Annotated in this window: 32 protein-coding genes and 1 tRNA gene; 18 read left to right on the forward strand and 15 right to left on the reverse strand. The window is 63.2% G+C overall.

From position 1 onward, the window contains the following. Positions 1-176: 176 nt before the first annotated feature. From ACLFKU_RS11750 to ACLFKU_RS11775, 6 genes are all read right to left on the reverse strand, one after another. Complete coding sequence (locus ACLFKU_RS11750; RefSeq protein WP_410849190.1) at positions 177-1223, reverse strand: asparaginase; 1047 nt, start codon at positions 1221-1223, stop codon at positions 177-179. Positions 1224-1276: 53 nt separating this feature from the next. After that, entirely contained in the window at positions 1277-2203 is a 927-nt protein-coding gene (locus ACLFKU_RS11755) for a CysB family HTH-type transcriptional regulator (RefSeq protein ID WP_013089301.1), read from the reverse strand. A gap of 121 nt (positions 2204-2324) precedes the next feature. Continuing rightward, complete coding sequence (locus tag ACLFKU_RS11760) at positions 2325-3383, reverse strand: sulfate/molybdate ABC transporter ATP-binding protein (protein ID WP_410849191.1); 1059 nt, start codon at positions 3381-3383, stop codon at positions 2325-2327. After that, complete coding sequence (cysW, locus tag ACLFKU_RS11765; protein WP_368582848.1) at positions 3384-4388, reverse strand: sulfate ABC transporter permease subunit CysW; 1005 nt, start codon at positions 4386-4388, stop codon at positions 3384-3386. It lies immediately after the preceding gene. Further along, complete coding sequence (gene cysT / locus ACLFKU_RS11770; RefSeq protein ID WP_410849192.1) at positions 4385-5281, reverse strand: sulfate ABC transporter permease subunit CysT; 897 nt, start codon at positions 5279-5281, stop codon at positions 4385-4387. Before cysT ends, cysW begins: the two co-directional genes overlap by 4 nt. A gap of 158 nt (positions 5282-5439) precedes the next feature. Further along, complete coding sequence (locus ACLFKU_RS11775) at positions 5440-6486, reverse strand: sulfate ABC transporter substrate-binding protein (protein WP_368582846.1); 1047 nt, start codon at positions 6484-6486, stop codon at positions 5440-5442. Between the two features lie 312 nt (positions 6487-6798). On the opposite strand from ACLFKU_RS11775, the gene lexA reads away from it, so the two are divergent. From lexA to ACLFKU_RS11790, 3 genes are all read left to right on the forward strand, one after another. Beyond that, positions 6799-7449, forward strand: a complete 651-nt coding sequence (lexA, locus tag ACLFKU_RS11780; protein WP_008922406.1) for a transcriptional repressor LexA — start codon at positions 6799-6801, stop codon at positions 7447-7449. Between the two features lie 102 nt (positions 7450-7551). Continuing rightward, complete coding sequence (locus tag ACLFKU_RS11785) at positions 7552-7896, forward strand: hypothetical protein (protein WP_410849193.1); 345 nt, start codon at positions 7552-7554, stop codon at positions 7894-7896. Positions 7897-8015: 119 nt separating this feature from the next. After that, positions 8016-8633, forward strand: coding sequence for a DUF2939 domain-containing protein (locus tag ACLFKU_RS11790; protein ID WP_368582843.1), 618 nt, complete (start codon positions 8016-8018; stop codon positions 8631-8633). 71 nt (positions 8634-8704) lie between these two features. Here ACLFKU_RS11790 and ACLFKU_RS11795 read toward each other — a convergent pair whose 3' ends face one another. Continuing rightward, a complete protein-coding gene (locus tag ACLFKU_RS11795) occupies positions 8705-9172 on the reverse strand; it encodes a universal stress protein (protein ID WP_013089294.1) in 468 nt (155 codons plus the stop codon). Positions 9173-9513: 341 nt separating this feature from the next. On the opposite strand from ACLFKU_RS11795, the gene nodI reads away from it, so the two are divergent. Together nodI and ACLFKU_RS11805 are read left to right on the forward strand one after the other, a co-directional pair. Beyond that, on the forward strand, positions 9514-10428 hold the full coding sequence (gene nodI, locus ACLFKU_RS11800) for a nodulation factor ABC transporter ATP-binding protein NodI (RefSeq protein WP_410849194.1): 915 nt from the start codon (positions 9514-9516) through the stop codon (positions 10426-10428). 19 nt (positions 10429-10447) lie between these two features. Further along, complete coding sequence (locus tag ACLFKU_RS11805) at positions 10448-11275, forward strand: ABC transporter permease (RefSeq protein WP_410849195.1); 828 nt, start codon at positions 10448-10450, stop codon at positions 11273-11275. A gap of 47 nt (positions 11276-11322) precedes the next feature. On the opposite strand, the gene ACLFKU_RS11810 is transcribed toward ACLFKU_RS11805, so the two are convergent. Then, positions 11323-11745: a hypothetical protein gene (locus ACLFKU_RS11810; RefSeq protein ID WP_013089291.1), complete on the reverse strand. Its 423-nt coding sequence runs from the start codon at positions 11743-11745 to the stop codon at positions 11323-11325. A 281-nt stretch (positions 11746-12026) separates the two neighbouring features. Then, entirely contained in the window at positions 12027-13010 is a 984-nt protein-coding gene (locus tag ACLFKU_RS11815) for a LysR family transcriptional regulator (RefSeq protein ID WP_410849196.1), read from the reverse strand. A 209-nt stretch (positions 13011-13219) separates the two neighbouring features. On the opposite strand from ACLFKU_RS11815, the gene ACLFKU_RS11820 reads away from it, so the two are divergent. Beyond that, on the forward strand, positions 13220-14644 hold the full coding sequence (locus ACLFKU_RS11820; RefSeq protein ID WP_410849197.1) for a M20 family metallopeptidase: 1425 nt from the start codon (positions 13220-13222) through the stop codon (positions 14642-14644). Between the two features lie 96 nt (positions 14645-14740). On the opposite strand, the gene ACLFKU_RS11825 is transcribed toward ACLFKU_RS11820, so the two are convergent. Beyond that, positions 14741-15793: an NADP(H)-dependent aldo-keto reductase gene (locus tag ACLFKU_RS11825; protein WP_410849198.1), complete on the reverse strand. Its 1053-nt coding sequence runs from the start codon at positions 15791-15793 to the stop codon at positions 14741-14743. 169 nt (positions 15794-15962) lie between these two features. On the opposite strand from ACLFKU_RS11825, the gene ACLFKU_RS11830 reads away from it, so the two are divergent. Together ACLFKU_RS11830 and ACLFKU_RS11835 are read left to right on the forward strand one after the other, a co-directional pair. Beyond that, positions 15963-16190 carry a DUF3820 family protein gene (locus ACLFKU_RS11830; RefSeq protein ID WP_368582837.1) on the forward strand — a complete coding sequence of 76 codons (228 nt, stop codon included), beginning with the start codon at positions 15963-15965 and terminating at the stop codon, positions 16188-16190. A 246-nt stretch (positions 16191-16436) separates the two neighbouring features. Then, complete coding sequence (locus ACLFKU_RS11835; RefSeq protein ID WP_176367880.1) at positions 16437-16682, forward strand: hypothetical protein; 246 nt, start codon at positions 16437-16439, stop codon at positions 16680-16682. Here the strand turns inward: ACLFKU_RS11835 and ACLFKU_RS11840 are convergent. Continuing rightward, positions 16658-16891, reverse strand: coding sequence for a hypothetical protein (locus ACLFKU_RS11840; protein WP_410849199.1), 234 nt, complete (start codon positions 16889-16891; stop codon positions 16658-16660). The genes ACLFKU_RS11835 and ACLFKU_RS11840 overlap by 25 nt on opposite strands. A gap of 390 nt (positions 16892-17281) precedes the next feature. Here ACLFKU_RS11840 and ACLFKU_RS11845 point away from each other — a divergent pair, with 390 nt between their 5' ends. From ACLFKU_RS11845 to ACLFKU_RS11890, 10 genes are all read left to right on the forward strand, one after another. Further along, positions 17282-17653 (forward strand): hypothetical protein, encoded by a 372-nt coding sequence (locus tag ACLFKU_RS11845; protein ID WP_368582835.1) that lies wholly within the window; start codon positions 17282-17284, stop codon positions 17651-17653. Positions 17654-17794: 141 nt separating this feature from the next. Continuing rightward, a complete protein-coding gene (gene dusA / locus ACLFKU_RS11850; RefSeq protein ID WP_410849200.1) occupies positions 17795-18796 on the forward strand; it encodes a tRNA dihydrouridine(20/20a) synthase DusA in 1002 nt (333 codons plus the stop codon). 89 nt (positions 18797-18885) lie between these two features. Continuing rightward, a tRNA-His gene (locus tag ACLFKU_RS11855) sits at positions 18886-18961 on the forward strand. A gap of 166 nt (positions 18962-19127) precedes the next feature. Continuing rightward, a complete protein-coding gene (locus ACLFKU_RS11860) occupies positions 19128-19406 on the forward strand; it encodes a hypothetical protein (RefSeq protein WP_410849201.1) in 279 nt (92 codons plus the stop codon). 93 nt (positions 19407-19499) lie between these two features. After that, positions 19500-20336, forward strand: a complete 837-nt coding sequence (locus tag ACLFKU_RS11865; protein ID WP_410849202.1) for a hypothetical protein — start codon at positions 19500-19502, stop codon at positions 20334-20336. A 113-nt stretch (positions 20337-20449) separates the two neighbouring features. Next, positions 20450-20608, forward strand: coding sequence for a hypothetical protein (locus tag ACLFKU_RS11870; protein ID WP_410849203.1), 159 nt, complete (start codon positions 20450-20452; stop codon positions 20606-20608). Between the two features lie 32 nt (positions 20609-20640). Continuing rightward, entirely contained in the window at positions 20641-20898 is a 258-nt protein-coding gene (locus tag ACLFKU_RS11875; RefSeq protein ID WP_410849204.1) for a hypothetical protein, read from the forward strand. Positions 20899-20902: 4 nt separating this feature from the next. Further along, positions 20903-21319 (forward strand): type II toxin-antitoxin system HicB family antitoxin, encoded by a 417-nt coding sequence (locus tag ACLFKU_RS11880; RefSeq protein WP_410849205.1) that lies wholly within the window; start codon positions 20903-20905, stop codon positions 21317-21319. Then, complete coding sequence (locus ACLFKU_RS11885; protein WP_410849206.1) at positions 21316-21600, forward strand: hypothetical protein; 285 nt, start codon at positions 21316-21318, stop codon at positions 21598-21600. Before ACLFKU_RS11880 ends, ACLFKU_RS11885 begins: the two co-directional genes overlap by 4 nt. Positions 21601-21707: 107 nt before the next feature. Then, the gene (locus tag ACLFKU_RS11890) at positions 21708-22763 is read left to right on the forward strand and encodes an acyltransferase family protein (RefSeq protein WP_410849207.1); all 1056 of its coding nucleotides are present in this window, start codon (positions 21708-21710) and stop codon (positions 22761-22763) included. 54 nt (positions 22764-22817) lie between these two features. Here ACLFKU_RS11890 and ACLFKU_RS11895 read toward each other — a convergent pair whose 3' ends face one another. The 4 genes from ACLFKU_RS11895 to ACLFKU_RS11910 are packed head-to-tail and all read right to left on the reverse strand — an operon-like array spanning position 22818 to position 24615. Beyond that, entirely contained in the window at positions 22818-23432 is a 615-nt protein-coding gene (locus tag ACLFKU_RS11895) for a lipase family protein (protein ID WP_410849208.1), read from the reverse strand. Then, on the reverse strand, positions 23429-23902 hold the full coding sequence (locus ACLFKU_RS11900) for a hypothetical protein (protein WP_410849209.1): 474 nt from the start codon (positions 23900-23902) through the stop codon (positions 23429-23431). Before ACLFKU_RS11900 ends, ACLFKU_RS11895 begins: the two co-directional genes overlap by 4 nt. Positions 23903-23941: 39 nt before the next feature. Then, positions 23942-24157, reverse strand: a complete 216-nt coding sequence (locus tag ACLFKU_RS11905) for a hypothetical protein (protein ID WP_410849210.1) — start codon at positions 24155-24157, stop codon at positions 23942-23944. Positions 24158-24165: 8 nt separating this feature from the next. Continuing rightward, entirely contained in the window at positions 24166-24615 is a 450-nt protein-coding gene (locus tag ACLFKU_RS11910) for a hypothetical protein (RefSeq protein ID WP_410849211.1), read from the reverse strand. Between the last annotated feature and the right edge of the window lie 207 nt (positions 24616-24822).

The raw sequence follows: 24822 nt of genomic DNA on the forward strand, positions 1-24822 counted from the left end.
AGGTGGGGCGCCCGTTCGTCGCCCGGCGGCTTCGGCCGCAGGCGCAGCGAAACGGGCAAATCGCGCCGCTCTGGGCTGAGAGCGGCAAGTGGGGTCCGCAGCGGCACCCGGCGACGCCGAGGAAGCCTTGGTCGGTCAGACGTCGTCGTCGGGTGTCCGGCTGTCGGATTCGTCGATCAGTATGTATCGAACAGCTTTTGCAACGCAGCCGGCGCCGTATGGCCCGCTGCGAGCGCCAGCATCAACAGCACGCGCGCCTTGTACGGATTCAGCGTACCCGCGCTGACGAAGCCGAGCGCGTCGTCGGCTGCCGCGCCGTTGCGCATCACATGTCCCGAGCCCACACGCGACGAGCGCACCACCGCGATACCGCGCGACACCGCGTCGGCGAGCGCCTGCTGCAACGCCTGATGGATCGAGCCATTGCCCGTGCCCGCGATGACGAGGCCGCGCACGCCCGCGGCGATGAGCGCATCGACGGCAATGCGCGACACGCCCGCATAGCTCGCGACGATCTCTACGTGCGGCCACGCCGTATCGATCGCGAACTCGCTCGCAAGCGTATGCGCGCGCACCACACTGCGTTGAAACTCGACGCGCCCATCCTGCACCCAGCCAAGCGCACCGATTTCCGGCGACTGGAATGCGTCGACCGCATAGGTGCTCGTCTTCACGACGTCGCGCGCGCAATGGATGCGATTGTTGAACGCGACCAGCACGCCCTGCCCGCACGAAGCCGCATGCGCCGCGACCGTCACTGCGTTCAGCAGATTCAACGGACCATCGGCCGATAGCGCCGACGCCGGCCGCATCGCCGCGGTCAGCACGACGGGCTTGTCCGACTTGACGGTCAGGTGCAACAGGTAGGCGGTCTCTTCGAGCGTGTCGGTGCCGTGCGTGACGACCACGCCGTCGACGTCGTCGCTCGCGAGCAGCGCGTTGATACGTTGCGCGAGCGTCGTCCACAGCGGCAGCGCCATGTCCTTGCTATCGACGCTGGCGAGCTGCTCCGGCGCGACGCGCGCGACCATCGACAGCGCCGGCACCGCCGCGAGCAACTGATCGACGCCGACGACGCCCGCCTGATAGCCGGACGTGTTGGCGGCATCCGGTGCCGCGCCGGCGATCGTGCCGCCGGTCGCGAGCACGCCGATGCGCGGCAACGAGGAAGCGGAGCCCGGCGTGCTCGGAGGAGTCGGGAGAGAGGAAGTCGAGGTAGTCATGGCGGCGATTGTAAGCGATGCGCCGCGCGCCGCCATGCGTGAAATCGCGAGGCTTAAGCGGCCTCGCGCAACTGCGCCGCGATATCGGTCTCGCTCAGTTGCGGCGCGAACATTTCGATCAGCCGATACGCGTACGCGCGCAGGAACGCGCCCTTGCGCAAACCGACGCGCGTCGTGCTCGCCTCGAACAGATGCTGCGTATCGAGCGCGACGAGTTCGGTGTCGCGCTTCGGATCGTAGGCCATCGCCGCGACCACGCCAATGCCCATGCCGAGCTCGACGTAGGTCTTGATCACGTCGGCGTCGATCGCGGTCAGCACGACGTCGGGCAACGCGCCTGCTTTCGCGAATGCCTGGTCGATATGCGAGCGGCCCGTGAAGTCCTGGTCGTACGTGACGATCGGGAATTCGGCGATCTCGTCGAGCGTCAGGTTTTCGCGGCCGACCAGCGGATGATCTTTCGGCACCACCACCACGTGATGCCACGAATAGCACGGGAACGTGACGATGTCGGGGAAGCGGTCGAGCGCCTCGGTCGAGATGCCGATATCGGCCTCGCCGTTGATGATCATCTGCGCGATCTGTTGCGGGCTGCCCTGGCGCAGCGCCAGATGCACCTTCGGGAACACCGACGTGAACTGCCGGACCACCTTCGGCAGCGCATAGCGCGCCTGCGTGTGGGTGGTCGCGACGACGAGATGGCCGCTGTCCTGATCCGCGTACTGACGCGCGACGCGGCGCAGATTCTCCGCATCGAGCAGCATCCGCTCGATCAACTGATGCACGGCCTTGCCCGGTTCAGTGAGGCCCGTGAGCCGCTTGCCGCGGCGAATGAAAATGTCGACGCCGAGCTCGTCCTCGAGGTCCTTGATCTGTTTCGACACGCCCGACTGCGACGTGTACAGCACGTTCGCCACTTCCGTCAGGTTCATGTTCTGCCGCACGGCCTCGCGCACGAAGCGCAATTGCTGGAAATTCATCGTTGTGTCTCCGGTTCTGCCAGAGTTGAGTTATTAGAGCTGTCAAATGCCAAAGGGAACCACTCGGTACGGCCGATACGTTTCTCGCCTGCTTCGTGCGCCGCACGGCGGCGCTGCCGTCTCACTGCGCCGGAAACACCCGCAGCGCGCGCGGCACTGCGGTCACACCGTCGCCGACCGCGAGTTGCAGATCACGCCACGTTTCGCGATCGAGTTCGGCTTCGAGCAGATTGCCCTCGCGACCGGCGAGTTCGACGCGCACCGAGCCGCCGAGCGTCACCACGCGCCGCACGTCGACGACGATGCCGTTTCGATGCCCGGCTGCCTGCGGATACAGCTGCAGATCATGCGGCCGCACATAGGCGAACGCGGGACCGCTGAAACCCGCCGTGATCGCGACCGGCAGCGCGGCGCCATCGACGACGAAGCCTTGCGCATCGACGTTGCCGTGCAGACGGTTTGCCGCGCCGAGAAACTCATAGACGAACGGCGTCTGCGGATGGTCGTACACGTCCTGCGGGCTTCCCACCTGCTCGACATGCCCTCGATTGAGCACGACGATGCGATCGGCCACTTCGAGCGCTTCTTCCTGATCGTGCGTGACGAAGATCGTCGAGATATGCAGATCGTCATGCAAACGGCGCAGCCAGCTGCGCAGTTCCTTGCGCACCTTCGCGTCGAGCGCGCCGAACGGCTCGTCGAGCAGCAGCACCTTCGGCTCCACGGCCAACGCGCGCGCAAGCGCAATGCGTTGCCGCTGACCACCGGACAGCTCGGACGGATACCGTTGCGCAAGCCAATCGAGTTGCACGAGCTTCAGCAGTTCATGCACCTTCTCGCGAATCACCTTCTCCGACGGACGTTCCTTGCGCGGCTTTACGCGCAGGCCGAACGCGACGTTCTCGAACACCGTCATATGACGGAACAGCGCGTAATGCTGAAACACGAAGCCGACCTCACGCTCGCGCGCGCCGACCGCCGCGACGTCCTGGCCTTGCAGCTCGACCTGGCCGCCGTCCGCGTATTCGAGGCCCGCGATCACACGCAGCAAGGTCGTCTTGCCGCAACCCGACGGCCCGAGCAGCGCGACGAGTTCGCCTGGCGGGAAGTCGAGCGACACGTTGTCGAGCGCGACGAAATCGCCGAAGCGCTTTTCCAGGTTACGAACGGTGATACCCATTTACAGCTCTCCTTGCTTGAGCGGATGTCGCTGCGACGCAGGCGTGGCGTCGACGAAAAACGAATGAGAAGCGGACTGCGCGCTATTGGCCTGTGATGCACCGCCCGGCGCCGGTCCCGCATACGCGGGCACCTCACGCGCCGCCGACAGTTCCGCCGACATATGACGCTCGGCCAGCAGCTTGAGCCCCAGCGTGACCAGCGCCAGCAGCGCGAGCAGCGAGGCCACGGCGAACGCGGCCGAGAAGTTGTACTCGTTGTAGAGGATTTCGACGTGCAGCGGCATCGTGTCGGTCTGCCCGCGAATATGGCCGGACACCACCGACACCGCGCCGAACTCGCCCATCGCGCGCGCATTGCACAGAATCACGCCGTACAGCAGGCCCCACTTCACGTTCGGCAGCGTCACACGACGGAACGTCTGCCAGCCCGATGCGCCGAGCACGTGCGCGGCCTCTTCCTCGTCGTTGCCCTGCGCCTGCATCAGCGGGATCAGCTCGCGCGCGACGAACGGGAACGTGACGAAGATCGTCGCGAGCACGATGCCCGGCACCGCGAAGATGATCTGCACGTTGTGATCTGCGAGCCACGGGCCGAACCAGCCCTGCGCGCCGAACATCAGCACGTAGATCAGACCGGAGATCACCGGCGACACCGAAAACGGCAGGTCGATCAGCGTGGTCAGCAGCGCCTTGCCGCGGAATTCGAACTTCGCGATGCACCACGACGCCGCGAGGCCGAACACGAGGTTCAGCGGCACCGCGATCGACGCGGTGAGCAGCGTCAGCTTGATCGCCGACAGCGCATCCGGGTCGGCGAGCGCTTCGAAGTAAAAACGCAGCCCCTTGTTCAGCGCCTGGTAGAACACCGCGGCGAGCGGCACGACCAGGAACAGCGCGAGAAACAACAGTGCGACGCCGATCAGCAGCCAGCGCACAACGGGCGGTTCGCTGACCGGATCGGGGCGGCGCGCACCGCTTGCCGGGTTGGTCGGACGGCGGCTCATTGCGCACCTCCACCGATTGCGGCGACGCTCGTGGCAGCTGGCGCGGGCCCCGCATTGCCGCGGCTCGTGCGGCGCTGCAGCCACCACTGCAGCGTGTTGATCAGCAGCAGCATCAGAAACGACACGACCAGCATCACGACCGCGAGCGCCGTCGCACCCGCATAGTCGTATTGCTCGAGCTTCGTGATGATCAGGAGCGACGTGATCTCCGACTTCATCGGCACATTACCGGCGATGAAGATCACCGAGCCGTATTCGCCGAGCGCGCGCGCGAAGGCGAGCGCGAAGCCGGTCAGCAGCGCCGGGAACACGGCCGGCAGCACGACGCGGCGAAACGTGAGCCAGCGCGACGCGCCGAGGCACGCGGCCGCCTCCTCCTGCTCGCGCTCGAACTCCTCGAGCACCGGCTGCACCGTGCGCACGACAAACGGCAGGCCGATGAACGTCAGCGCGACCAGCACGCCGACCGGCGTGAACGCGATCTTGATGCCGAGCGGCGCGAGGAACTGGCCGATCCAGCCGTTACCCGCATACACGGCCGCGAGCGAAATACCGGCGACCGAGGTGGGCAGAGCGAACGGCAGATCGACGACCGCATCGACGATGCGCTTGAACGGAAACCTATAGCGCACCAGCACCCACGCGACGAGAAAGCCGAACACCGCGTTGATCAGCGCGCCGCCGAGCGCCGAGAAGAACGTCAGCCGATACGACGCGAGCACGCGCGGCGACGTGACCGCGCGCACGAACTGGTCCCAGTCGAGCGTCGCGGTCTTCAGAAAGGTCGCCGCCAATGGAATCAGCACCACGAGGCTCAAATAAGCCACCGTGATGCCGAGTGTCAGGCCAAAGCCGGGCAATGCGCTCGGCTTGCGGAAAGTCAACGTGGTCATGCTGGATACTCGTTCATGGTTGATGCTCGCGGTTGTTCGTTTTGCTGTGTTGCCGTACTGCGGTGTTGCCACCCTGCTGGCCACCGGACCCCGGTTAGCCGAAAGCGCGCCCACTGGGCGCGCTCTTTTGCCTGTGCCTGTGCTTCAGGCCGTGGTTGTTACTGCGGCTGATAAATCGAATCGAACACGCCGCCGTCCGCGAAATGGGTCTTTTGCGCGTTGGTCCAGCCGCCGAACGAATCGTCGATCGTGTACAGCTTCAGCTTCGGAAACTTCGCGGTCAGATCGGCCGGCACCTTGTTCGATCGCGGACGATAGAAATTGCGTGCGGCGATCTCCTGGCCTTCCTCGCTATACAGGAAGTTCAGATACGCGTCCGCCAGCTTGCGCGTGCCGTGTTTGTCGACGACCTTGTCGACCACCGCGACCGGCGGCTCGGCCAGAATGCTCGCCGACGGCACCACGATTTCGAACTTGTCCGGGCCGAACTCCTTCACCGACAGGAACGCCTCGTTTTCCCACGCGATCAGCACGTCGCCGATATCGCGCTGCACGAAGCTGGTGGTCGCGCCGCGCGCGCCCGAATCGAGCACGCCGGCGTTCTTGTACAGCTTGCCGACGAACTCCTTGGCCTTCTGGGCGTTGCCGCCCGGCTGATGCTCGGCGTACGCCCAAGCGGCCAGGTAGTTCCAGCGCGCGCCGCCCGAGGTCTTCGGATTCGGCGTCACGATCGACACGCCCGGCTTCACCAGATCGTCCCAATCCTTGATGTGCTTCGGGTTGCCCTTGCGCACCAGAAACACGATCGTCGACGTGTACGGCGATGCGTTGTCCGGCAGACGCTTCTGCCAGTTCTTGTCGACGAGCCCCTTGTTCGCGATCGCGTCGATGTCGTAAGCGAGCGCAAGCGTCACGACGTCGGCCTGCAGACCGTCGACCACCGAGCGGGCCTGCGCGCCCGAGCCGCCGTGCGACTGCTTGAAGGTGACGGCTTCGCCGGTCTTGGCCTTCCATTCCTTGCTGAATGCCTGATTGATGTCCTGATACAGCTCGCGGGTCGGATCGTAGGACACGTTCAGCAGCGTGGTGTCGGCGTGCGCGACACCGCTTGCGCCCAACATGCCGAGCGTACCCGCCGCGCCGACGGCAAGCGCCGTGATCAGTTTTCTGGTTCGAGCCGCAAGCCCCGTATGCCGATGGTTCATTTCAGTTTTTCTCCGCGTGATGGTCCGCTGATAAGCGTCTGGTGTCGTTTTGCGTCGCGGTCACGTGCACATGAGCGCCAACCCGGAAGCCAGTCTATCGAAGGGCTTTCATCATTAAAAATAATGTTTCCTCATTTTTTAATGCCCAAAAGTGGTAACGGCAGACGCGCCGGCTGTTCCGACGCCGAAAACGCCGCCATCTCGCCGATAAACGACGCCCCAGCGCGCCCCTTGCGCCGAACTTAAAGTAAAGCTTGAAATGCGCCGAATACTGTATAAAAATACAGTCACCTGTTCATACATACAGTGGCCATGACAAAACTCACCGCACGACAGCAGCAGGTTTTCGATCTGATCCGCCGCGCGATCGAACGCACCGGCTTTCCGCCCACTCGCGCGGAAATTGCCGCCGAACTCGGTTTCAGTTCGGCCAATTCCGCGGAAGAGCATCTGCGCGCGCTGGCGCGCAAGGGCGTGATCGAACTGGCGGCCGGCGCGTCGCGCGGCATCCGCCTGCTGTCCGGGCAGGAGGATGCGCCGCACCAGTTCACGCTGCCACATGCGGGCCTGATGCAGTTGTCACTGCCGCTGATCGGCCGGGTCGCGGCGGGTAGCCCGATCCTCGCGCAGGAACATATCTCGCAGCACTACGCGTGCGACCCGGCGCTGTTCTCGAGCAAGCCCGACTACCTGCTGAAGGTGCGCGGCCTGTCGATGCGCGACGCGGGCATTCTCGACGGCGACCTGCTCGCGGTGCAAAAGCGCAGCGAAGCGAAAGACGGCCAGATCATCATTGCGCGCCTTGGCGACGACGTGACGGTCAAGCGTCTGAAGCGCCGGCCGAACGGCATCGAGCTGATCGCCGAAAACCCCGACTACGACAACATCTTCGTGGAAACCGGCAGCGCGGATTTCGCGCTCGAAGGGATCGCGGTCGGGCTGATTCGCCCCAGCGAGTTCTGATCCTTCGCTGTTGCCGGAACGCTCGCGCCGGTTTGTCCGACCCAAGCCGCATTAACGCCCGCATTACGCCGCGCATTTAAGCTGCATCGTCTGGAGAGACTCATGGAACGCCTTGCCCGTCTGCTGCCTTTTCGCCAGTTCGGCCGTCTGCGCCATCTGCGCAAGCTCACGCCTTGCGCGCCGATCGAGGCGCCCGCGGCGCGCACGCCGTCGCTGTTCGACGTGACTGCCGAAGCTTGCGGTCTGCCGTCGTCGTTGCCGGCGTTTGCGCGCGTATCGCTGAATTCGGCGCTGAATATCGCGGAGCCCGCGCGCCGCGCACCGGTGCGGGTCTATCATGGACCGTCGCGACTGATCATGGTCGGCACGGTCGACGCCGTATGCCGTATGATCGATCGTTGCATAGCCGACGAAGCCAACGTGCACGGCGCGGTGTTCGAAGCCTGAGCGAATTCTGAGCACGCATGCAATAAGCACTTCGGATGTTCAGAGATTCGCGTGGGATGGGATCGTTTCGACCTCGCCGTGGTCGACGTTAGATCATCACTGACGTGGAGTCCCATTCGATGACCATTCCGAAACGCACACAGGGCAGCGCCACCCGGCCGCTGCTGATCACGCTGATCGTGGTGATCGTGATTGCCGCGCTGGGGTTTATTTACGCGTCGCCGTATCTCGCGGTGAACAATCTGAAACGCGCGGCAGACGCGCGTGACGTGCAAACCGTCAATCAGTACGTCGACTTCCCCGCGCTACGCGATAGCCTGAAGCAGCAGGTGGGCGCGATGCTGACGCGCCGACTCGAGGCGGATGCCGGCAACAAGATGGCCACGATCGGCGCGGTGATCGGCGTGACACTGATCGGCCCGCTCGTCGATGCCTATGCGACACCCGACGGCGTCGCGGCACTGCTGAACGGCATGCCGCCGCGCGGCACACCGGGCGAGCAACCGTCCGCCCCACCAGCCGCGGGCGGTGAAGCGCCGGCCGCACCGTCCGCGGGCGACACCCCCACGCAGGCAAGCGCGCCGCCGCCCGGGCGTCAAAGCACGGCCGGCTACCGGAGTCTCAACGAGTTTGTGGTCACCTACCGGCGCGGCGAAGGCAACGCGAACTATTCGGCCATCTTCCGTCGCGAAGGTCTGGTCACGTGGAAGCTCGCGGCGATCAATCTGAACGAGTGAGGTTCAAGCCGTGAACTGAAGGGATGCGCGGGCTGGTCATTGCGGCCAGCCGCGTGTCAGGTTTGTTCGAATTACGCCGCGGCCGCCTGCTGCTGCTCCTGCGCGGAAGAGCACGCCACCAGAATGCTGCACGACACGCGGTCGAGCAGCGGCGTGTTGCCCGCCCCCATCCACCACCGCGACAAACCGGTCCGGCAGCGATGACCCACCACCACGAGGTCAACGTGCAACTCGTTGGCAAGATTGGCGATCTCGTCGATCGGATGACCAAATGCGAAATGCCCCTGCGCGTTCACGCCCCGCTCGGTCAGCCAGTTCACGCCCTCCTGCAGAATTTCGCGGGCCGTTTTTTCGAAGCTTCCGCAGGCCACATCGGTCAATAAGCCCGCGCTTTGCGCGATGCTGGAACGCATGTCGACGACCGACAGCAGATGCGTTTCCGCCTTCAGGTCCAACGCCAGATCGGCGCCGCAACGCAGGGCTTTGCGGCCTTCGCGCGAGCCGTCGTAGCACAACAGGATTTTCTGGTAGCTCGCCATCTGTCTTCTCCCATTCGCGCGGAAAGCGCGGTCTGAATCAATCATGGTGCGCCGCAATTCGGCTTGCAAGGGATGGAAAACGCTAAGTGCATAGTCGGTGCGTGCTGACGCCGTCTGCACAAGCGTTGGGCCAGCTGAGGCAGTGTTCGCGCACGTTTGCGGCACCGCAAAACTTGGTATGCGAACGCATCGCATCCCACGCATTACGCGTTCCCGGACACCCGCTCGCATCAGTGGCCGATACCCTAGAATAAGCGGCCTGTGCGCAATGCGTGCGTCGCAGGTATGTTGTTTGTTCTTGTGCGTACGTTATGTCTTGTTCCCGGAGCCTCACTCGAGTCATGCCCGCCGCCCCCATCGAGTTCCATCAGGTCAGGAAAAGCTACGGCGAAAAAACGGTCGTCGACGGCTTGTCGTTTCATGTTAATACCGGCGAATGCTTCGGGCTGCTCGGCCCCAACGGCGCCGGCAAGACCACGACGCTGCGCATGCTGCTCGGCATCGCGGCGCCCGACGCCGGCGCGATCCGCCTGTGCGGCGAACCGATCCCGGGCCGTGCGCGCCTCGCGCGCTCGCGCGTGGGCGTGGTGCCGCAGTTCGACAACCTCGATCCCGATTTCACCGTGCGTGAAAATCTGCTCGTGTTCGGCCGCTATTTCGGGCTGAGCGCCGCGCAGTGTCGCGCGGCGGTGCCGGGTCTGCTCGAATTCGCCCGCCTCGAGAACAAGGCGGACGCGCGCGTGAGCGAGCTGTCCGGGGGCATGAAGCGGCGCCTCACGCTCGCACGCGCGCTGATCAACGATCCCGACGTGCTGATCATGGACGAGCCGACCACCGGTCTCGACCCGCAAGCGCGCCATCTGATCTGGGAGCGATTGAGATCGCTGCTAGCGCGCGGCAAGACCATCCTGCTGACCACGCACTTCATGGAAGAAGCCGAACGGCTTTGTCATCGACTGTGCGTAATCGAGGAAGGACGCAAGATCGCCGAAGGCGCGCCGCGCGAGCTGATCGAGTCGGAGATCGGCTGCGACGTGATCGAGATCTACGGTCCCGATCCGTTTGCATTGCGCGACGAACTCGCACCGCTCGCCGAGCGCATAGAGATCAGCGGCGAGACCCTGTTCTGTTACGTGAACGACGCACAGCCCGTGCATATGCGCCTGAAGCAGCGCGCGGATTTGCGCTATCTGCATCGGCCGGCGAATCTCGAAGATGTGTTTCTGCGGCTCACCGGCCGCGAAATGCAGGACTGAACCCGCAGCGAGACACTTGATGGACGCACGCACCTACGAAACCCACGACGGCACGCCATCGGCACAAGAGCCGTTCGGCGCCTTCCCCGCCAACGCCACGCACTGGATCGCGGTGTGGCGCCGCAACTATCTGGTGTGGAAGAAGCTCGCGATCGCGTCGATGTTCGGCAACCTCGCCGATCCGATGATCTATCTGTTCGGTCTCGGCTTGGGGCTCGGGCTGATGGTCGGGCACGTCGACGGCGTGTCGTATATCTCGTTCCTCGCGGCGGGCACGGTGGCGTCGAGTGTGATGATGTCAGCGAGCTTCGAGTCGATGTATTCGGGCTTTTCGCGCATGCACGTGCAGCGGACGTGGGAAGCGATCATGCATACGCCGCTTACCCTCGGCGATATCGTGCTCGGCGAGGTGGTGTGGGCCGCCAGCAAATCGGTGTTGTCGGGTGTCGCGATCATGCTGGTGGCGGGCGCGCTCGGCTATGCGAGTTTTCCGTCGATGCTGCTCGCGCTGCCGGTCATCGTGCTGGCCGGTCTCGCGTTCGCGAGCCTCGCGATGATCGTGACGGCGCTCGCGCCGTCGTACGACTTTTTCATGTTCTATCAGACCCTCGTACTCACGCCGATGCTGCTCCTCTCCGGCGTGTTCTTTCCGATCTCGCAGTTGCCCGGCGCCGCGCAAGCGGTGACCGCCGCGCTGCCGCTCGCCAATGCGGTCGATCTGATGCGCCCAGCGATGCTCGGCCGGCCGATGGAGCACGCGGCGCTGCATGTGAGCGTGCTCGCCGCGTATGCAGTCGGCGGCTTTATCGTGTCGGCGATCCTGTTTCGGCGCCGCATGATGAAGTAAGCCGAACGCGCCGGTCGTCGCTCTGCGCGTTTGCTATCGTCGCGCGCTCAGTCCTCGTCATCGGTCCACGGAATGTCGACGTCGGAGATGAACGCGACCGTCGCGAACGGGCCGCCCTCGTGACGCCCGATCTTGCCATCGGCGCGCTGCCATTCGACCCGGAACACGGTGGCCGGATCATCCGCGATCAGCCGCACCGTGCGCAATTCGTCGGGATCGGCGTCCTCGACCGGACCGTCGAGCGAGATCAGCAACGCCTGCGGCCATAAACCATCGGCGGGATCGTAGATCTTGTCGCCGTCGTGAATCAATGTGAAGGCTTCCACGCCGATGGTCGCCGACGCATCGACGATCATCTTGGCGAGCGCACGCAACAGCGCGGTCGCTCTCGCCGAGTTGGCCTGGCGGATCGCGAGATCGCCGCGCGTGAGCGCCTGCTCGAGTTTCGGATTGGTTTTCTGTTGCGCCATGGATGTGTTGGTCCTATCGCTCTGTTGTGGGCAACGCGCCATTGGGACGACGCGCCGCGTTTCTTTTTGGGTCCATCTGTTGCCGCTTATGTGCATTGCAGCATCGCGGGCTGCGCGGCCGGTCCGCGCTTCGACTGCCATCGTTCTGCCGTTTCCCCCGATCGTGGCGCGCACCATCAGGGCCGTTTTTTCAGGGCCGTCCTTGCCGTCCACCACAGTTTAGGTCGTGATTCGGATTCAGGGAGAACATTTGCCGCTTATTGCGTGGCATGTGTCGCATTTCATGCATCGGCTCGCGGGCGCCGCGGCGTGCGCTTGCCGCGCCCTCGGTCCGCCTTCGACGCCTGCGCCCCGGCCGGCTTCGGATCCGCGATCCGCGCGATCAGATGGTCGCGAAACGCCCGCACCGACGGCGGCAACTCGCGCCCCGCCATCGTCTGCACCTGGATGCTGCGCTGGCGCATCTGCGGGTCGGTCAGCGGAATCACGACGAAGCCGTCGTCGGCATAGCGGTCGCGCACCGATAGCAGCCCCGTGAACATGATCGCGCCGGACTTCTGCGCATAGCGATAGCTCGCGCCGCTGTTGTTGCAGATCAGGTCCGGCTCGAGCAGGATGCCTTCGAGCGCGCAGGTGATGTCGATCAACTGGCGAAGGGTTGTGCCAGTCTCCGACAACACCAGCGGATAACCGCTCACCTCGGCGAGCGACAGCTTCGCGCGCGCCGCGAGCGGATGATCGGCGCGCACCAGCACGAACACCGGCGCGCGTTCGGTGTGCTCCACCTTGACGCCCTTCTCCGGCGCGAGGCTGAACGACAACGCGATGTCGACGTCACCGTCGCGCACATGGCGGGTCGCGTCGGCCGGCGACATCACGGTCAGCGTGAAATCGATGCCGGGATGCTCGGCGCGGAAATCCGCGATCGCGGCGGGCAGGAAGTCGACCGCGAAGCCCTCGGCCGTTGCGATCTTGATCCGGCTGCCGTGCAGACTCGCGAGGCCGCTTAGCTCCTTCATCACGTGCTCGGCTTCGAGCAGGCTGCGTTGTGCGTACGCGAGCAGCCGCTCGCCGGCCTCTGACAGCGCCATGCCGCGCGGACGCCGCTCGAACAGCGTGACGCCGAGTTCGCTCTCGAGCCGCGCGATCTGCCGGCTGAGCGCCGATACCGCGACATGCAGCCGTTCGGATGCGTCGCTCAGCGAACCGCTGCGCGCGACTTCGACGAAATAACGCAACGCGATGCCATGCAGTGAACGTGCCATCCGGGACGCCTCGATCGAATCGGTTGCAATGGTGTAGCGACGCTTTGCCTTTGCGGCAATGCAAGCTTCGAAACATGATCATTGTGACAAAAATGACGCGCTTCTAGAATCGGTCGCAATGGCATCGCGGGCAATTCGCCCGAAGACCATGCCATCGGGCCGCGGCTCTCTGCCGGCCTCACCCATCCCCCCGCATTGGAGACATCGACATGAGCCGCAACCAGGCGATCGAGCTTGCCACCCGGCACTTCGAATCCGGCGCTTTTCTCGCCGACCTGAACCGCCGCGTCGGCATTCGCACCGAAAGCCAGGAAAGCGATCGCGGCGCGCTGCTGCTGTCTTATCTGACCGACGAAATCCAACCCGCAGCGGAGCGCCTCGGCTTCGGCGCGCGCATCGTCGATAACCCGGTCGATGGCTTCGGTCCGTTCCTGATCGCGAACCGTCACGAAGGCGATCATCTGCCGACCGCGCTGATCTATGGCCACGGCGACGTCGTGCGCGGTTACGACACCCAGTGGCGCGCGCCGCTGACGCCGTGGGCGGTGACCGTCGAAGGCGAGCGCTGGTTCGGTCGCGGCACCGCCGACAACAAAGGCCAGCACTCGATCAACCTCGCCGCGCTCGCGTGCACGCTCGCCGCGCGCGACGGCAAGCTCGGCTTCAACACGAAGCTGCTGATCGAAATGGGCGAGGAAACGGGCTCGCCGGGGCTCGATGCGATCTGCCGCGCGCACCGCGACGAGCTCGCCGCCGACGTGCTGATCGCCTCCGACGGCCCGCGTCTCGCCGCGCGTCGTCCGACCGTGTTTCTCGGCTCGCGCGGCGCGGTCAATTTCAAGCTGTCGCTGAACCTGCGCGACGGCGCGCATCACTCGGGCAACTGGGGCGGCCTGCTGCGCAATCCGGCGACGGTGCTCGCCAACGCGCTCGCGAGTCTGGTCGATGCGCGCGGCGTGATCGCAGTCGACGGCCTGCGTCCGCCGCCGATCCCCGAGGCCGTGCGCCGCGCGCTTGCCGACATCACGGTGGGCGACGGTCCCGGCGACCCGACCGTCGACGACAACTGGGGCGAACCGGGTCTTTCCGCGCCCGAGCGCGTGTTCGGCTGGAACAGCTTCGAAGTGCTGGCCTTCAAGGCGGGCAATCCGGAGAACCCGGTCAACGCGATTCCGCCGTCGGCGTTCGCGGTCTGCCAGTTGCGTTTCGTGGTCGGCACCGATTGGGAAAACCTCGCCAAGCATCTGCGCGCGCATCTCGATGCGCACGGCTTTCAGCTGGTCGAAATCGACGTCGAACGCGGCGCACCGGCCACGCGGCTCGATCCGGACGATCCGTGGGTCAGATGGGCGCTCGCGTCGCTAGAAGCGACCACCGGCAAGAAGACCGCGCTGCTGCCGAATCTCGGCGGCACGCTGCCGAACGAGGTATTCGCCGACACGCTCGGTCTGCCGACGATCTGGGTGCCGCATTCCTATCCGGCCTGCTCGCAGCATGCGCCGAACGAGCATCTTCTCGGCCCGGTGGTGCGCGAGGGTCTGCAGATGATGGCGGGACTGTTCTGGGATCTCGGCGAGAATGCGCCGCTTGCGGCGAAGCGCGAGGTCGTGGATGCGGCAAAGGCCGCGAGTTGAGTTCGGCTAGCGCCGATTGATTCGCTGTGCCCGCCGCGGCCGGCCCCGACATTCGACCGGGGCCACCGCGGCAAGCGGGTCGCGCTTACATCGACATCAAGGCGCCGGATTCGGCTGCAGCTCGTGCAGCTTGTCGATTTCCGCAAGCACTTCGGGCGACAGCTTCACGTCCGCGCTGGCGACGTTTTCCTTCAACTGCTCGAGCGACGTCGCGCCGATCAGATTGCTGGTCACGAACGGCCGGCTATTGACGAACGCGAGCGCGAATTGCGCGGGCGACATGCCGTGGCGCTTCGCGAGCTCGACATAACGCGTGGTCGCCTGCACGGCTTGCGGCTTGCTGTAGCGCGCGAAGCGCTCGAACAGCGTGATGCGTGCGCCGGCCGGACGCGCGCCGCCTTCGTACTTGCCCGACAGCCAGCCGAACGCGAGCGGCGAATACGCGAGCAAACCGATATTGTCGCGATGCGCGTACTCGGACAGACCTGCCTCGTAGGTGCGGTTCAACAGGCTGTACGGATTCTGGATGCTGACGATGCGCGGCAAGCCGAGTTTTTCGGCCGCGCGCAGAAACTGCGCGACACCCCACGGCGTTTCGTTCGACACGCCGACATGGCGCACCTTGCCAGCCTTCACGAATTCGGCAAGCACCGTCAGCGTTTCCTCGATCGGCACCGTGTACGCGTCGTCGACCCACGGATACGACGCACGGCCGAAGGTCATCGTGCTGCGATCGGGCCAGTGCAGCTGATACAGATCGACGTAATCCGTCTGCAGACGTTTGAGGCTGTCGTTGAGCGCCTCGGTCAGATTCTTGCGGTCGAACTGGTTCCCTTCGCCGCGAATATGACGCGGATTGTGCGGCTGACGCGCGGGACCCGCGATCTTGGTGGCGAGCACGATCTTCTCGCGCGCGCTCTTGTGCTGCGCGAGCCACGTGCCGATGTAGCGCTCCGTCGAACCTTGCGTTTCGGCGCGCGGCGGCACCGGATACATTTCGGCGGTGTCGATCAGGTTCACGCCGTGATCGAGCGCGTAGTCGATCTGCGCGTGCGCTTCCTGCTCGGTGTTCTGCTCGCCCCACGTCATCGTGCCGAGACCAATCAGGCTGACCTGCACGTCGGAGTCGCCGAGTCTACGGTATTCCATCTAACTTGTCCTGTTGAAGAGGTGAACGGAAAGCGCAGACGTTACCACGCCGGCGCATTACCTGCAGCAAGGCTAGAATGCGGGGCCATGCGTTGCTGCGCGCCGCCTGGCGAGTTGCGCAGTACATGCTTTGCGCTCAAGACGCTCGCTTCATCATGACTTCGTTGCCATGAATCACGAACACCTCGAATTGCTGGTCACGCGCGTGATGCCCTACGGGAAATATAAAGGCCGCGTGATCGCCGACCTGCCCGGCCACTATTTGAACTGGTTCGCGAGCCAGGGCTTTCCGCCCGGCGAGATCGGCCGGCTACTCGCGTTGATGCACGAGATCGATCACAACGGTTTGAAACCGCTGCTCGATCCGTTGCGCAAACCGAAGCCCAACGAGGGCTGAATCCGTCTGCGTGAAAGCGTTGCCAAGCGCGCTGAAAGTCGCGGCGCAGGCAAGCTGCAAGCAATGTCGGGCAGTCCGAATTCATACAGGTTTTTTCCTTGCGGATCGCGTTTGCATGGCCTTTAATCGGCATAGGTCGTCGCGCTGTGGAACGTCGATAGTGAAGCGGTTCAGTCATCGTTCGCTCCACTGTTTCCTTGTGTTCCGGCGCTGTGCGATCCCCCGCCTTCGTGACTGCCTGTATCCATGTCGCAATTCAACCTGTCCGCATTGCTCGACTTCATCGGTCACGATCTGTCGCCGGTGCGCGCGGTCATCCTGTTCTTCGTGATCGGCTACGTCGTGGTCGGACTGCCCGTGCATTTCCGCCAGGGCGCGGCGTCGCGCGACGTTTGGGGCACGGCCGCCGGCGTGACGATGGCGGCGATCTACGCGGCGTTCATTGCCGGGGTGTACCCGTGGCTGCATCACGTGTCGGTGATCGCGCACTGAGCGTCGACCGCCGTCAGCTCGGCGCCGAAAACTTCCCATAGCGGTTCGAGCAATTCGCGTCGCGGCTGCCAGCGCCGCATCGACGTGCGGTACAACGGTCGGCGCACCTGCGCCGAACTCGCGGTGCTCACAGGCCGCGTCGTCTCAGGAAATGCGAGTGCGTTCGCTTCGAAATCGTCGACCAGTTCCTCGTACGCGATCTCGAGCATCGCGCCCGGGGAAGAACGCGCCGTCAGTGCGCCGTCGACTGACCGTAGGTGCGATGACAGTTAGTCCGCGCCGAGCGCGCCCTACTGCGCCGCGTCCGCTTTGTTCAATGCCTCGACGTCGCATCGCTTGCGACTCAAGAGACGAATCGTCCGGCGGAAGTTAGCAGCGCTGCCCTTGAGTAGCGTTTCGAATGATTAACGAAGTGTTACCGCAGCGCCGTACGATTAGACGCGGGAAGATTGGCGGAAAGGTCGAGCGTCGCGGCAACGGCTCGCATGGTCGCGGCCCTGAGCGCGGAGCGCCGCGCCAACGCCGGTAACGCTCGGACACAAACGCGGCTGAACTCCGTTGCGCGCGGTCTTTCTCAGGTTTACTTGGAGGAGAAAATCGTGACCAGGCTCATTGCATCGATGACGCTGCTAGCGGCGGCCGTAGCAGCGAGCGTCACTGGATGCGCCGTCGCGCCGCCAGCGGACTACGGCTATGCGCAACCCTATTATCCCTACGCGTACGGACCGCCTTACTACGGGCCGGTGTACGGCTCGGTTGGTTTCTACGGCGGTTTTGGCGGCCCATGCTGCTATTACGGACATGGCTATTGGCACGGCGGGCATGGCGGATGGCATGGCGGTGGTTGGCACGGCGGCCACGGCGGATGGCATGGCGGGACCGGCGGATGGCACGGTGGCGGCTTCGGCGGCATGCACGGCGGCGGCAGCGCGTGGACCGGTGGTGGCGGAATGGGGGGACATGGACACTGAGGCATTCAGGCATTGAGGTCTTGATGCATCGACGAACCGGTGTCCGCCCCTGTCGCGACAATGACACGGCTTCAGCGCGCCCGGCGGTTTCTGGCCTTGCGGTAAAATTACCGTTTTGATTCAAGCCCGCTCGGCCGTTCCATGTCTTTACCCCGCACTCCCAGCCCCCGCCGCGTGTCCGTTGCCCCGATGATGGACTGGACGGATCGTCACTGCCGCTCGCTGCATCGAATGATTTCGCGCCATACGTGGCTTTACACGGAAATGGTGACGACCGGTGCGCTGCTGCACGGCGATGTGGCGCGTCATCTCGCTTTCACGCCCGAAGAAGCGCCGGTCGCGCTGCAACTCGGCGGCAGCGAGCCTGACGATCTCGCGCGTTCGGCAAAACTCGGCGAGCAATGGGGCTATGACGAAATCAACCTGAATTGCGGCTGCCCGTCCGAGCGCGTGCAACGCGGCGCGTTCGGCGCATGCCTGATGAACGAGCCGCAACTCGTCGCCGATTGCGTGAAGGCGATGCGCGACGTCGTATCGGTGCCGGTCACGGTCAAGCACCGCATCGGTGTGGATACGGTCGAGGAATACGGCTTCGTCCGCGATTTCGTCGGCATGATCGCGCAAGCGGGCTGCGAGGTGTTTATCGTTCATGCGCGCAACGCGATCCTAAAGGGCTTGAGCCCGAAGGAAAACCGCGAGATCCCGCCGCTCAAGTACGACTACGCGTATCAGCTGAAGCGCGATTTTCCGCAGTTGGAGATCATCATCAATGGCGGCATCAAGACGCTCGACGAAGTCGACATGCATCTTCAGCACGTCGACGGCGTGATGCTCGGTCGCGAGGCGTATCACAACCCGTACGTGCTCGCCGATGTCGACGCGCGCTTCTATGGGTCGACGCAACCGCCGCTGACGCGCGACCAGGTCGAAGCGAAACTGATCGAGTATTGCGCGACCGAAATGGCGCGCGGCACCTATCTCGGCGCGATCACGCGCCATGCGCTCGGGCTGTATCGCGGCGAAGCGGGCGCACGCGGTTGGCGTCGCGTTTTGTCCGACAGCAAGCGGCTTGCGGCCCGCGATCTGACCATCTTCGACGAAGCGAGACAGCATCTGCGCGAGCCTCTCGAAGTTTTTGAATAAAGGACTAGGCAAACCAAAATCTAGTCCCTATAATCTCGTTTCTTCGTCGGCGAGACAGGTTTTTAAAGCAAGTCAAGCGGATGTTAGTGGTGGCTGTAGCTCAGTTGGTAGAGTCCAGGATTGTGATTCCTGTCGTCGTGGGTTCGAGTCCCATCAGCCACCCCAAAGAATTCTCAAGCGTTTCAAGCGCTTACAAAAAGGCACTGTGCAAAAACACAGTGCCTTTTCTGTTTGCGTTCCCGCCAAAATTCCCATTTTGGCAATCGGGCTGCGCGGCGGCCTCATACGCCAACCGATATATACTGTACATCCATACAGTACGCGCAGCGCCATGCGACTTACCCCTGAAGAATTTCCTGTGGTGATGGACGCCGAGTTGCGTTCCCTCTGGCACGAATATCGCGACGACAACGTGCGGAGACTCATCCTCGAAGTGCATCGCGCGCGGCAGATCATGCGCGAGGCACACGCAGGCGCCCTAGCTGCGCAACTGGCAATGTGGAACCGCGAAGACGGGAACCTGAAGGCGTCGATTCAGAAGCTGGTAGACGCTATGCTTGCCGAGAAGATCAGACTTGGCGCGATGGGCGGAAAGCCGGCGAGTCCATGACCTCCTCCGTGCATCACTTGCCAGTCGGCTTCCAGCCGCACTACTTCGCCGCGTCAGCGGTCGTACGCAAGGATCGCCTTGGCGGTCCCGTCAATGCATCCGTTGCTTAGGCATTCCCTCTTCATCGCTTCGCTGGAGGCCGCTGTGCAAATCTTCGGACTTACCTATCCCGGGACAAGGCTTGATTTTCCTGACCCCGACGTTGCCTTTCAGCTAGGCTCCGCCCTCGACTTCATCGTAGAACAGTTCGCCGATGCAAACGTCGCTCTCATCGAGTTTGACGAAGTGCATGCGTCGCCCATAATTCCGGGCCCGACGGGAATCGTGGAGCAGCGCCTTAGTCGCTCTGCGCGATTACGGGACATGAAGGCGCGCATACGCAAAGAGTGTCCGCACGCTGATTTCGATGAAATCTCTTTCGAAGCCCACCGTCGCATCATTCAGGAACACGAGGCGGCACGACAAATGCCTGCGTCATTAGCAAGTCGGCGACCGCACATTCACGCGCGGTCCTTCGTGCACGCAATGGAGGGTATCCGCAAGCGACTAAAGACGCTTGCCGGGCAAGCGGATGCACCGGCCACAGTACGTGCCGAGTTTGACAGGTTTGAATTGGCATTTCCGAGGCTGAAACACGGCCGCGACTCAGAACAACACAGAGATGAGCGCGAGCGAGGAAAGGCCTCGGAGCGAGGACGGGAGCGGCAGATCATTCCGCACCCAATCGTGAACGACGAAATCAGCGCTCCGGTGGGAGGATTTGTGATTGGGGCTCTTAAGGGGCGCCGGTACACCATTACGGGGCCAGACGGCGCTTTGGCCGAGATCGAAGTCTCCGCTGCGTCGATGACAAGAGCGCAGGAAATCCTGCAGTCGATACTAGACGCGTTCCCGTGGCGAGGCCCCAAACGCTTCCATCCGGGCTTTTAACCATTCTATCGACGACTGAGAAAAAAAGGCTTTGACATTAGCACCGTTGGTGCTAATATACATCTCAGAGGTAGCGCACACCGCGCGGCCCGACACCCCGAAAGGAAGTCAACATGGAAAAGACCTTGGACATCGTCAAGACAGAAGCGGAAATCGCGAAGCTGATGGCTGAGACCCAGAAGCTGAATCTCGAATCGCGCTGGATGCCCTTCGTATGGGCAAGTGGTCTGATCATCGCGGTAATGACGGTCAGCAAGTTCCTGTTCAGCTAAGTCCGAGGGCCGCCGCAAGGCGGCTTTTTCACATGAAATATACATCTCCCGGACCGGAAGCGTTTCAGCGCCTCAAAGATTCTCTTGGCCGCACCGGCGAACAAATGGCCGACCTGTTCGGCGTCGCGGGTGGCCAGCAATGGCGCAAATACACAGGCGGCGCAGAGCCGCGTGAAATGAGTCCCCAGATCATGTTCTTCGGTGCGGCGAGGCTTGCGCTTACGCCGGACGAGCTCGAGAGGGTGCTCGCAAAGATGCGGGAGATTGGGGCGGAGATTGAACTGGATTGACCCTATGCTGAGATACCCAGCACTGTTTGAGCCGGACGGCGACGGATTCGCCGTTTCGTTTCGGGACATTCCCGAGGCTCTAACTGGCGGATCGACCATCGAAGAAGCCCGCGAGATGGCCGCCGACGCCCTACTGACCGCAATGGACTTCTATTTCGAGGATAGGCGAACCGTCCCGACGCCTTCGAAGGTCAAAAAGGGCGAGGAGTTGGTGGCGCTGCCCGCAAGCGCATCGGCGAAGGTCCTGCTGCTGAATGAGATGATTGGCCAGAAGGTGACGCCCGCAGAGCTCGCTAGGAGACTCAATACGAGCCCGCAGGCCGTCAACCGGATAGTGGATATTGGACATGCAACCAAGATCGATACGATTGCCGAGGCGCTGGAGGCGCTAGGCAAGCATCTTGAGATCGCGGTTGTGTGATTGACGCGCAGCGAGAGCTGGCAAGCCCTCGTAACTCGATCGCCAAAATCGATGCGCAGGTATTTGAACCGCGCGCCGCACGACTGACGCCTGGCCGCACGGTATGGCCCTCCTCGAACCGACCATTGCGCGACCCCAACTGCGCCATGGTCGTCAACGTGCTGCGCGACGCCGCGATCGCAGTTATCAAACAAAACGTGCCAGTGCGCGGCTCACCGTGCGCCCCGCCCTCGAACTACGGCAGTATGGACGCATGTACGGCCGTGGTTGGGGGAAAGTGACCCTTCAGTGGTGCACCAGTTCCAGCTCTAAGCTTGGCAGGTAAAATCTGGCTTTCCAAAAATTACATCGGCCAGAAATGACAACGAAGCGGTATGAATCGATACAGGTGCTCCGCGCCATCGCGGCACTTGGGGTCGTGGCGTTCCACGCAGACGGGAACGTTAGCCTGTACGGATGGGCGTCTCATATATTCCCGCACGTCTCCCGATATGGCGAACTCGGCGTTGACATCTTCTTCGTCATCTCGGGTTTCGTCATTGCGCTCGTAAGCTACGGCGAGCCGCCGGGGTTCGGGGGAGCGAGGAAATTCATGCTAGCTCGAATCGCGCGCGTAGTTCCGCTGTATTGGGCGCTCACCGCGCTGCTCGTCGTGGTTCTCGCCATCAAGCCCTCGGTCTTTGTTCCGTGGACATTTGGAGATCCGCGTTTCAGTCTTTGGCACGTGGTAACTTCATTCCTATTCGTGCCTTCGCTGAACTGGTCCGGATTGATTGCCCCAGCACTCAATGTCGGTTGGACGCTGAATTACGAGGTATGGTTCTATATTGTGTTTGCTGTTGCGATGTGCGTCACGGGTCGACCGCTGGTCGTGGTCGCGACAGTTCTCGGCATCACTTCACTCATGCGGCTCGTGCACGGCGCAAGCCTGCCGTTTCTCTTCTATACGAACCCGATCGTGCTTGAGTTTGTCGCGGGCTGCTTCGTGGGTACGTACTATGCGAAAGGAAAGCGCATCCCGCTCGTAGTCGTGCTGGTCGTGTTGCTTGGTGTCGTTGCGCTCAGAAAGACGTACGCGCCAACGCTTACCGACGACAACAGGTTCTTTGTATTCGGGCTACCGGCATTCGCGATTGTGGTTGTTGCTCTCGCGATGGAGGCTCGAATTCGCTGGGGCAGGTTGCTTGGTAGATTGGGGGATGCATCTTACTCTTTATATCTGACGCACATCCTCACATTTCCGCTTGTGCTGAAGCTGATCCAAACGGCCGATCAGCAACATCAACTGCCCGGCGATCTCGTCTGTATCGCGGTAGTGGTGAGTTCGATTCTTGTCGCCTTCGCTTGTTACCACCTGCTCGAGCGGCCAATGACACGAATCGTCGGACGTTGGTTGATCCGGCGAGCAGATGCGTCGAATGCGCATCAAGGGATAGCAGTCTAGTTTTACGTGCGACGATCATAGGCCACGTTGACGTGTGCGGCCGATTCGACGTCGTCATCCGCAATCCAGACGTAGAACCGCTGGTCGGGCGCCCAAAGCAGCGATCACTCGGTCAATCATATGGTCCTGCACATTGGCGATCGGCAGCGCGGGCCTGCCGATCTGCGTCAGCAGCGCGGCATGGCTCAAACCCAGCGGGACGTCCGGCACGATGTCGTTGCCGTTCTTGTATAGACGCACGTGCACGTTTGACAGCAGCGTGCGCACGCCGATTCCCGAACTCACGCGCGGCGGCTCGAATCCGTACACTGCGGCCGGCGGCTTGCCGGCAAGCGTCATCGACACCGCTGCCATGATCGCGATGGCAGCGCCGAGGCTGTGGCCTACCAGCGTAACCGGCTGCGCACCGACGGCATTCGTCACCGCCGGCGCGATCGCCTGCCACGCCTGCCAGAATCCGCGATGCACTTCGCCGACGCCCTCGACCGACACCTGCCGAATGTCTAGGTCCGCGAGCCAGCACGGCACGTTGTCGGTACCAGGAAAGGCGACGACAAGGCCGGCCGCAGTCTGCCGCACGATGGCACGCGAAGCGCTATCCGCGATCCCGATTTCGGGCTTCGCGGTATAGGCCTCTTGCGCCAGCAGCGCGAAGTCGCGCGGCGTCATTGCAGCGGCGTACCGGCAAGCGGCATCGAGGCGGCGGCCGCAGCCGACGCGGCCGGCGTCGAGACCGCTGGGGCGTACACCTGCAGACCGATCGCGAGCGTCGTGTTGATAACGGTCAGGACGCCGCCCACCTGGTTGATTTGCGCCACCGTCAGACCAGGAATCGACGCGAGCGCTTTGATCGCCGCCGGCAACGTCGTCCCGGACAGCGTCTCAACCGTCGACGGATCGATCGCCGCATTGGCGACGCAAAGCGCGTTGATGCCGTCGATCGCAGCATCTATCTTCGGGTTCAGTGCATAGAGAGCTGCGACGTCAGACGAAACCGGCTGAAACACCGAGCAGGCCTTCTTCACCTGCCCGTTGATCGTCGTGGCGACGGCCGCGACCTTGGTCTGCTGAGCGGTCGTGCATGCGCCGAGCGCGAGCGCGACGAGGCCTGCCGCAAAAGCGGCGAGAATCTTCTTCATGGGATTTCCTTCAGATGTGTCGCGAATGCGGCAAGAGGATTACTGCTGAACGGCTGGTTGAGCGGCCTGGCTTGCGGCGCGGCGGTCCGCAAACCAGTTGTACGCAGCGTGAATCGCCATCACGATCGCGCCAGCGATGAGTCCGGACAGGTTCGCCGGCGGCCCGCCGTGAAAGCCGGTCATTGCCCAATCGACCGTCGGGATGATGTCGGCGGCCGAAACCGTGAGGCCGCCGCTGATGATCGCTCGATTCATGAATGCTCCTATGTCGCGTGGTGAATGACTTCAGTGGGGGTGAACTGGTAGCCCTCCTTCGCGTACTTCTGGGCCACCCAAAGCGGAAACGGCATCGCGTGCAGCCCTTCGTCTTTGCCGATGTGATGCGCCTTGCAGAGCAACATGCCGTTGACCGTCATGTCATCGACGAACTGCGTCCAATCGGTGAAATTGCCCCAGTCGAACGTCTGGATTCGTGCGCCCCAGAACCCGGCGAGCGCGTCTTGCTTGAAGCGGTTCCAGTCGATCATTTCCGCGAGCGAGCGCTCGATCGGATGGTGATGGGCCTCGAGCGGATGACCTGATTGCTCAGCCGTCGAATTGCAGATGAAGCACCGCCCGCCCTCGCGCGCGATGAGCTGCTTAGGCGCTGCATCGCTGACTTGCTGAAGTTCCCGTACTGGTTGAGGAGGCTGCGATCTTTCGGGTTCAGCCACGTCTTACCGCGGCCTATCAGCTTGTGGTTGCCGCCGAACTCATACGGCTCGAGGTACGCCGCTGCGATGTCCTTGATAAATGCGGATTTCGGCGAACGTGACCGCCGATTTCGGGAACGTGACCGATTCGGCGGGGTTGGGCGTTGCGCGGTGTCGATTGTAGATTTCCTTGTCAGTTCTGGTCGAGTTCCGGCTCCAGGACGTTGG

The organism is Paraburkholderia sp. EG304, assembly GCF_046543485.1.
Classification (GTDB): Bacteria; Pseudomonadota; Gammaproteobacteria; order Burkholderiales; family Burkholderiaceae; genus Paraburkholderia; species Paraburkholderia youngii.

Bases quoted from the DNA above. Each gene is read 5' to 3' on its own strand.
- ACLFKU_RS11750 (WP_410849190.1), bottom strand. From the start codon at position 1,223: ATGACTACCTCGACTTCCTCTCTCCCGACTCCTCCGAGCACGCCGGGC.
- ACLFKU_RS11755 (WP_013089301.1), bottom strand. From the start codon at position 2,203: ATGAATTTCCAGCAATTGCGCTTCGTGCGCGAGGCCGTGCGGCAGAAC.
- ACLFKU_RS11760 (WP_410849191.1), bottom strand. From the start codon at position 3,383: ATGGGTATCACCGTTCGTAACCTGGAAAAGCGCTTCGGCGATTTCGTC.
- cysW (WP_368582848.1), bottom strand. From the start codon at position 4,388: ATGAGCCGCCGTCCGACCAACCCGGCAAGCGGTGCGCGCCGCCCCGAT.
- cysT (WP_410849192.1), bottom strand. From the start codon at position 5,281: ATGACCACGTTGACTTTCCGCAAGCCGAGCGCATTGCCCGGCTTTGGC.
- ACLFKU_RS11775 (WP_368582846.1), bottom strand. From the start codon at position 6,486: ATGAACCATCGGCATACGGGGCTTGCGGCTCGAACCAGAAAACTGATC.
- lexA (WP_008922406.1), top strand. From the start codon at position 6,799: ATGACAAAACTCACCGCACGACAGCAGCAGGTTTTCGATCTGATCCGC.
- ACLFKU_RS11785 (WP_410849193.1), top strand. From the start codon at position 7,552: ATGGAACGCCTTGCCCGTCTGCTGCCTTTTCGCCAGTTCGGCCGTCTG.
- ACLFKU_RS11790 (WP_368582843.1), top strand. From the start codon at position 8,016: ATGACCATTCCGAAACGCACACAGGGCAGCGCCACCCGGCCGCTGCTG.
- ACLFKU_RS11795 (WP_013089294.1), bottom strand. From the start codon at position 9,172: ATGGCGAGCTACCAGAAAATCCTGTTGTGCTACGACGGCTCGCGCGAA.
- nodI (WP_410849194.1), top strand. From the start codon at position 9,514: ATGCCCGCCGCCCCCATCGAGTTCCATCAGGTCAGGAAAAGCTACGGC.
- ACLFKU_RS11805 (WP_410849195.1), top strand. From the start codon at position 10,448: ATGGACGCACGCACCTACGAAACCCACGACGGCACGCCATCGGCACAA.
- ACLFKU_RS11810 (WP_013089291.1), bottom strand. From the start codon at position 11,745: ATGGCGCAACAGAAAACCAATCCGAAACTCGAGCAGGCGCTCACGCGC.
- ACLFKU_RS11815 (WP_410849196.1), bottom strand. From the start codon at position 13,010: ATGGCACGTTCACTGCATGGCATCGCGTTGCGTTATTTCGTCGAAGTC.
- ACLFKU_RS11820 (WP_410849197.1), top strand. From the start codon at position 13,220: ATGAGCCGCAACCAGGCGATCGAGCTTGCCACCCGGCACTTCGAATCC.
- ACLFKU_RS11825 (WP_410849198.1), bottom strand. From the start codon at position 15,793: ATGGAATACCGTAGACTCGGCGACTCCGACGTGCAGGTCAGCCTGATT.
- ACLFKU_RS11830 (WP_368582837.1), top strand. From the start codon at position 15,963: ATGAATCACGAACACCTCGAATTGCTGGTCACGCGCGTGATGCCCTAC.
- ACLFKU_RS11835 (WP_176367880.1), top strand. From the start codon at position 16,437: ATGTCGCAATTCAACCTGTCCGCATTGCTCGACTTCATCGGTCACGAT.
- ACLFKU_RS11840 (WP_410849199.1), bottom strand. From the start codon at position 16,891: ATGCTCGAGATCGCGTACGAGGAACTGGTCGACGATTTCGAAGCGAAC.
- dusA (WP_410849200.1), top strand. From the start codon at position 17,795: ATGTCTTTACCCCGCACTCCCAGCCCCCGCCGCGTGTCCGTTGCCCCG.
- ACLFKU_RS11860 (WP_410849201.1), top strand. From the start codon at position 19,128: ATGCGACTTACCCCTGAAGAATTTCCTGTGGTGATGGACGCCGAGTTG.
- ACLFKU_RS11865 (WP_410849202.1), top strand. From the start codon at position 19,500: ATGCATCCGTTGCTTAGGCATTCCCTCTTCATCGCTTCGCTGGAGGCC.
- ACLFKU_RS11870 (WP_410849203.1), top strand. From the start codon at position 20,450: ATGGAAAAGACCTTGGACATCGTCAAGACAGAAGCGGAAATCGCGAAG.
- ACLFKU_RS11875 (WP_410849204.1), top strand. From the start codon at position 20,641: ATGAAATATACATCTCCCGGACCGGAAGCGTTTCAGCGCCTCAAAGAT.
- ACLFKU_RS11880 (WP_410849205.1), top strand. From the start codon at position 20,903: ATGCTGAGATACCCAGCACTGTTTGAGCCGGACGGCGACGGATTCGCC.
- ACLFKU_RS11895 (WP_410849208.1), bottom strand. From the start codon at position 23,432: ATGACGCCGCGCGACTTCGCGCTGCTGGCGCAAGAGGCCTATACCGCG.
- ACLFKU_RS11900 (WP_410849209.1), bottom strand. From the start codon at position 23,902: ATGAAGAAGATTCTCGCCGCTTTTGCGGCAGGCCTCGTCGCGCTCGCG.
- ACLFKU_RS11905 (WP_410849210.1), bottom strand. From the start codon at position 24,157: ATGAATCGAGCGATCATCAGCGGCGGCCTCACGGTTTCGGCCGCCGAC.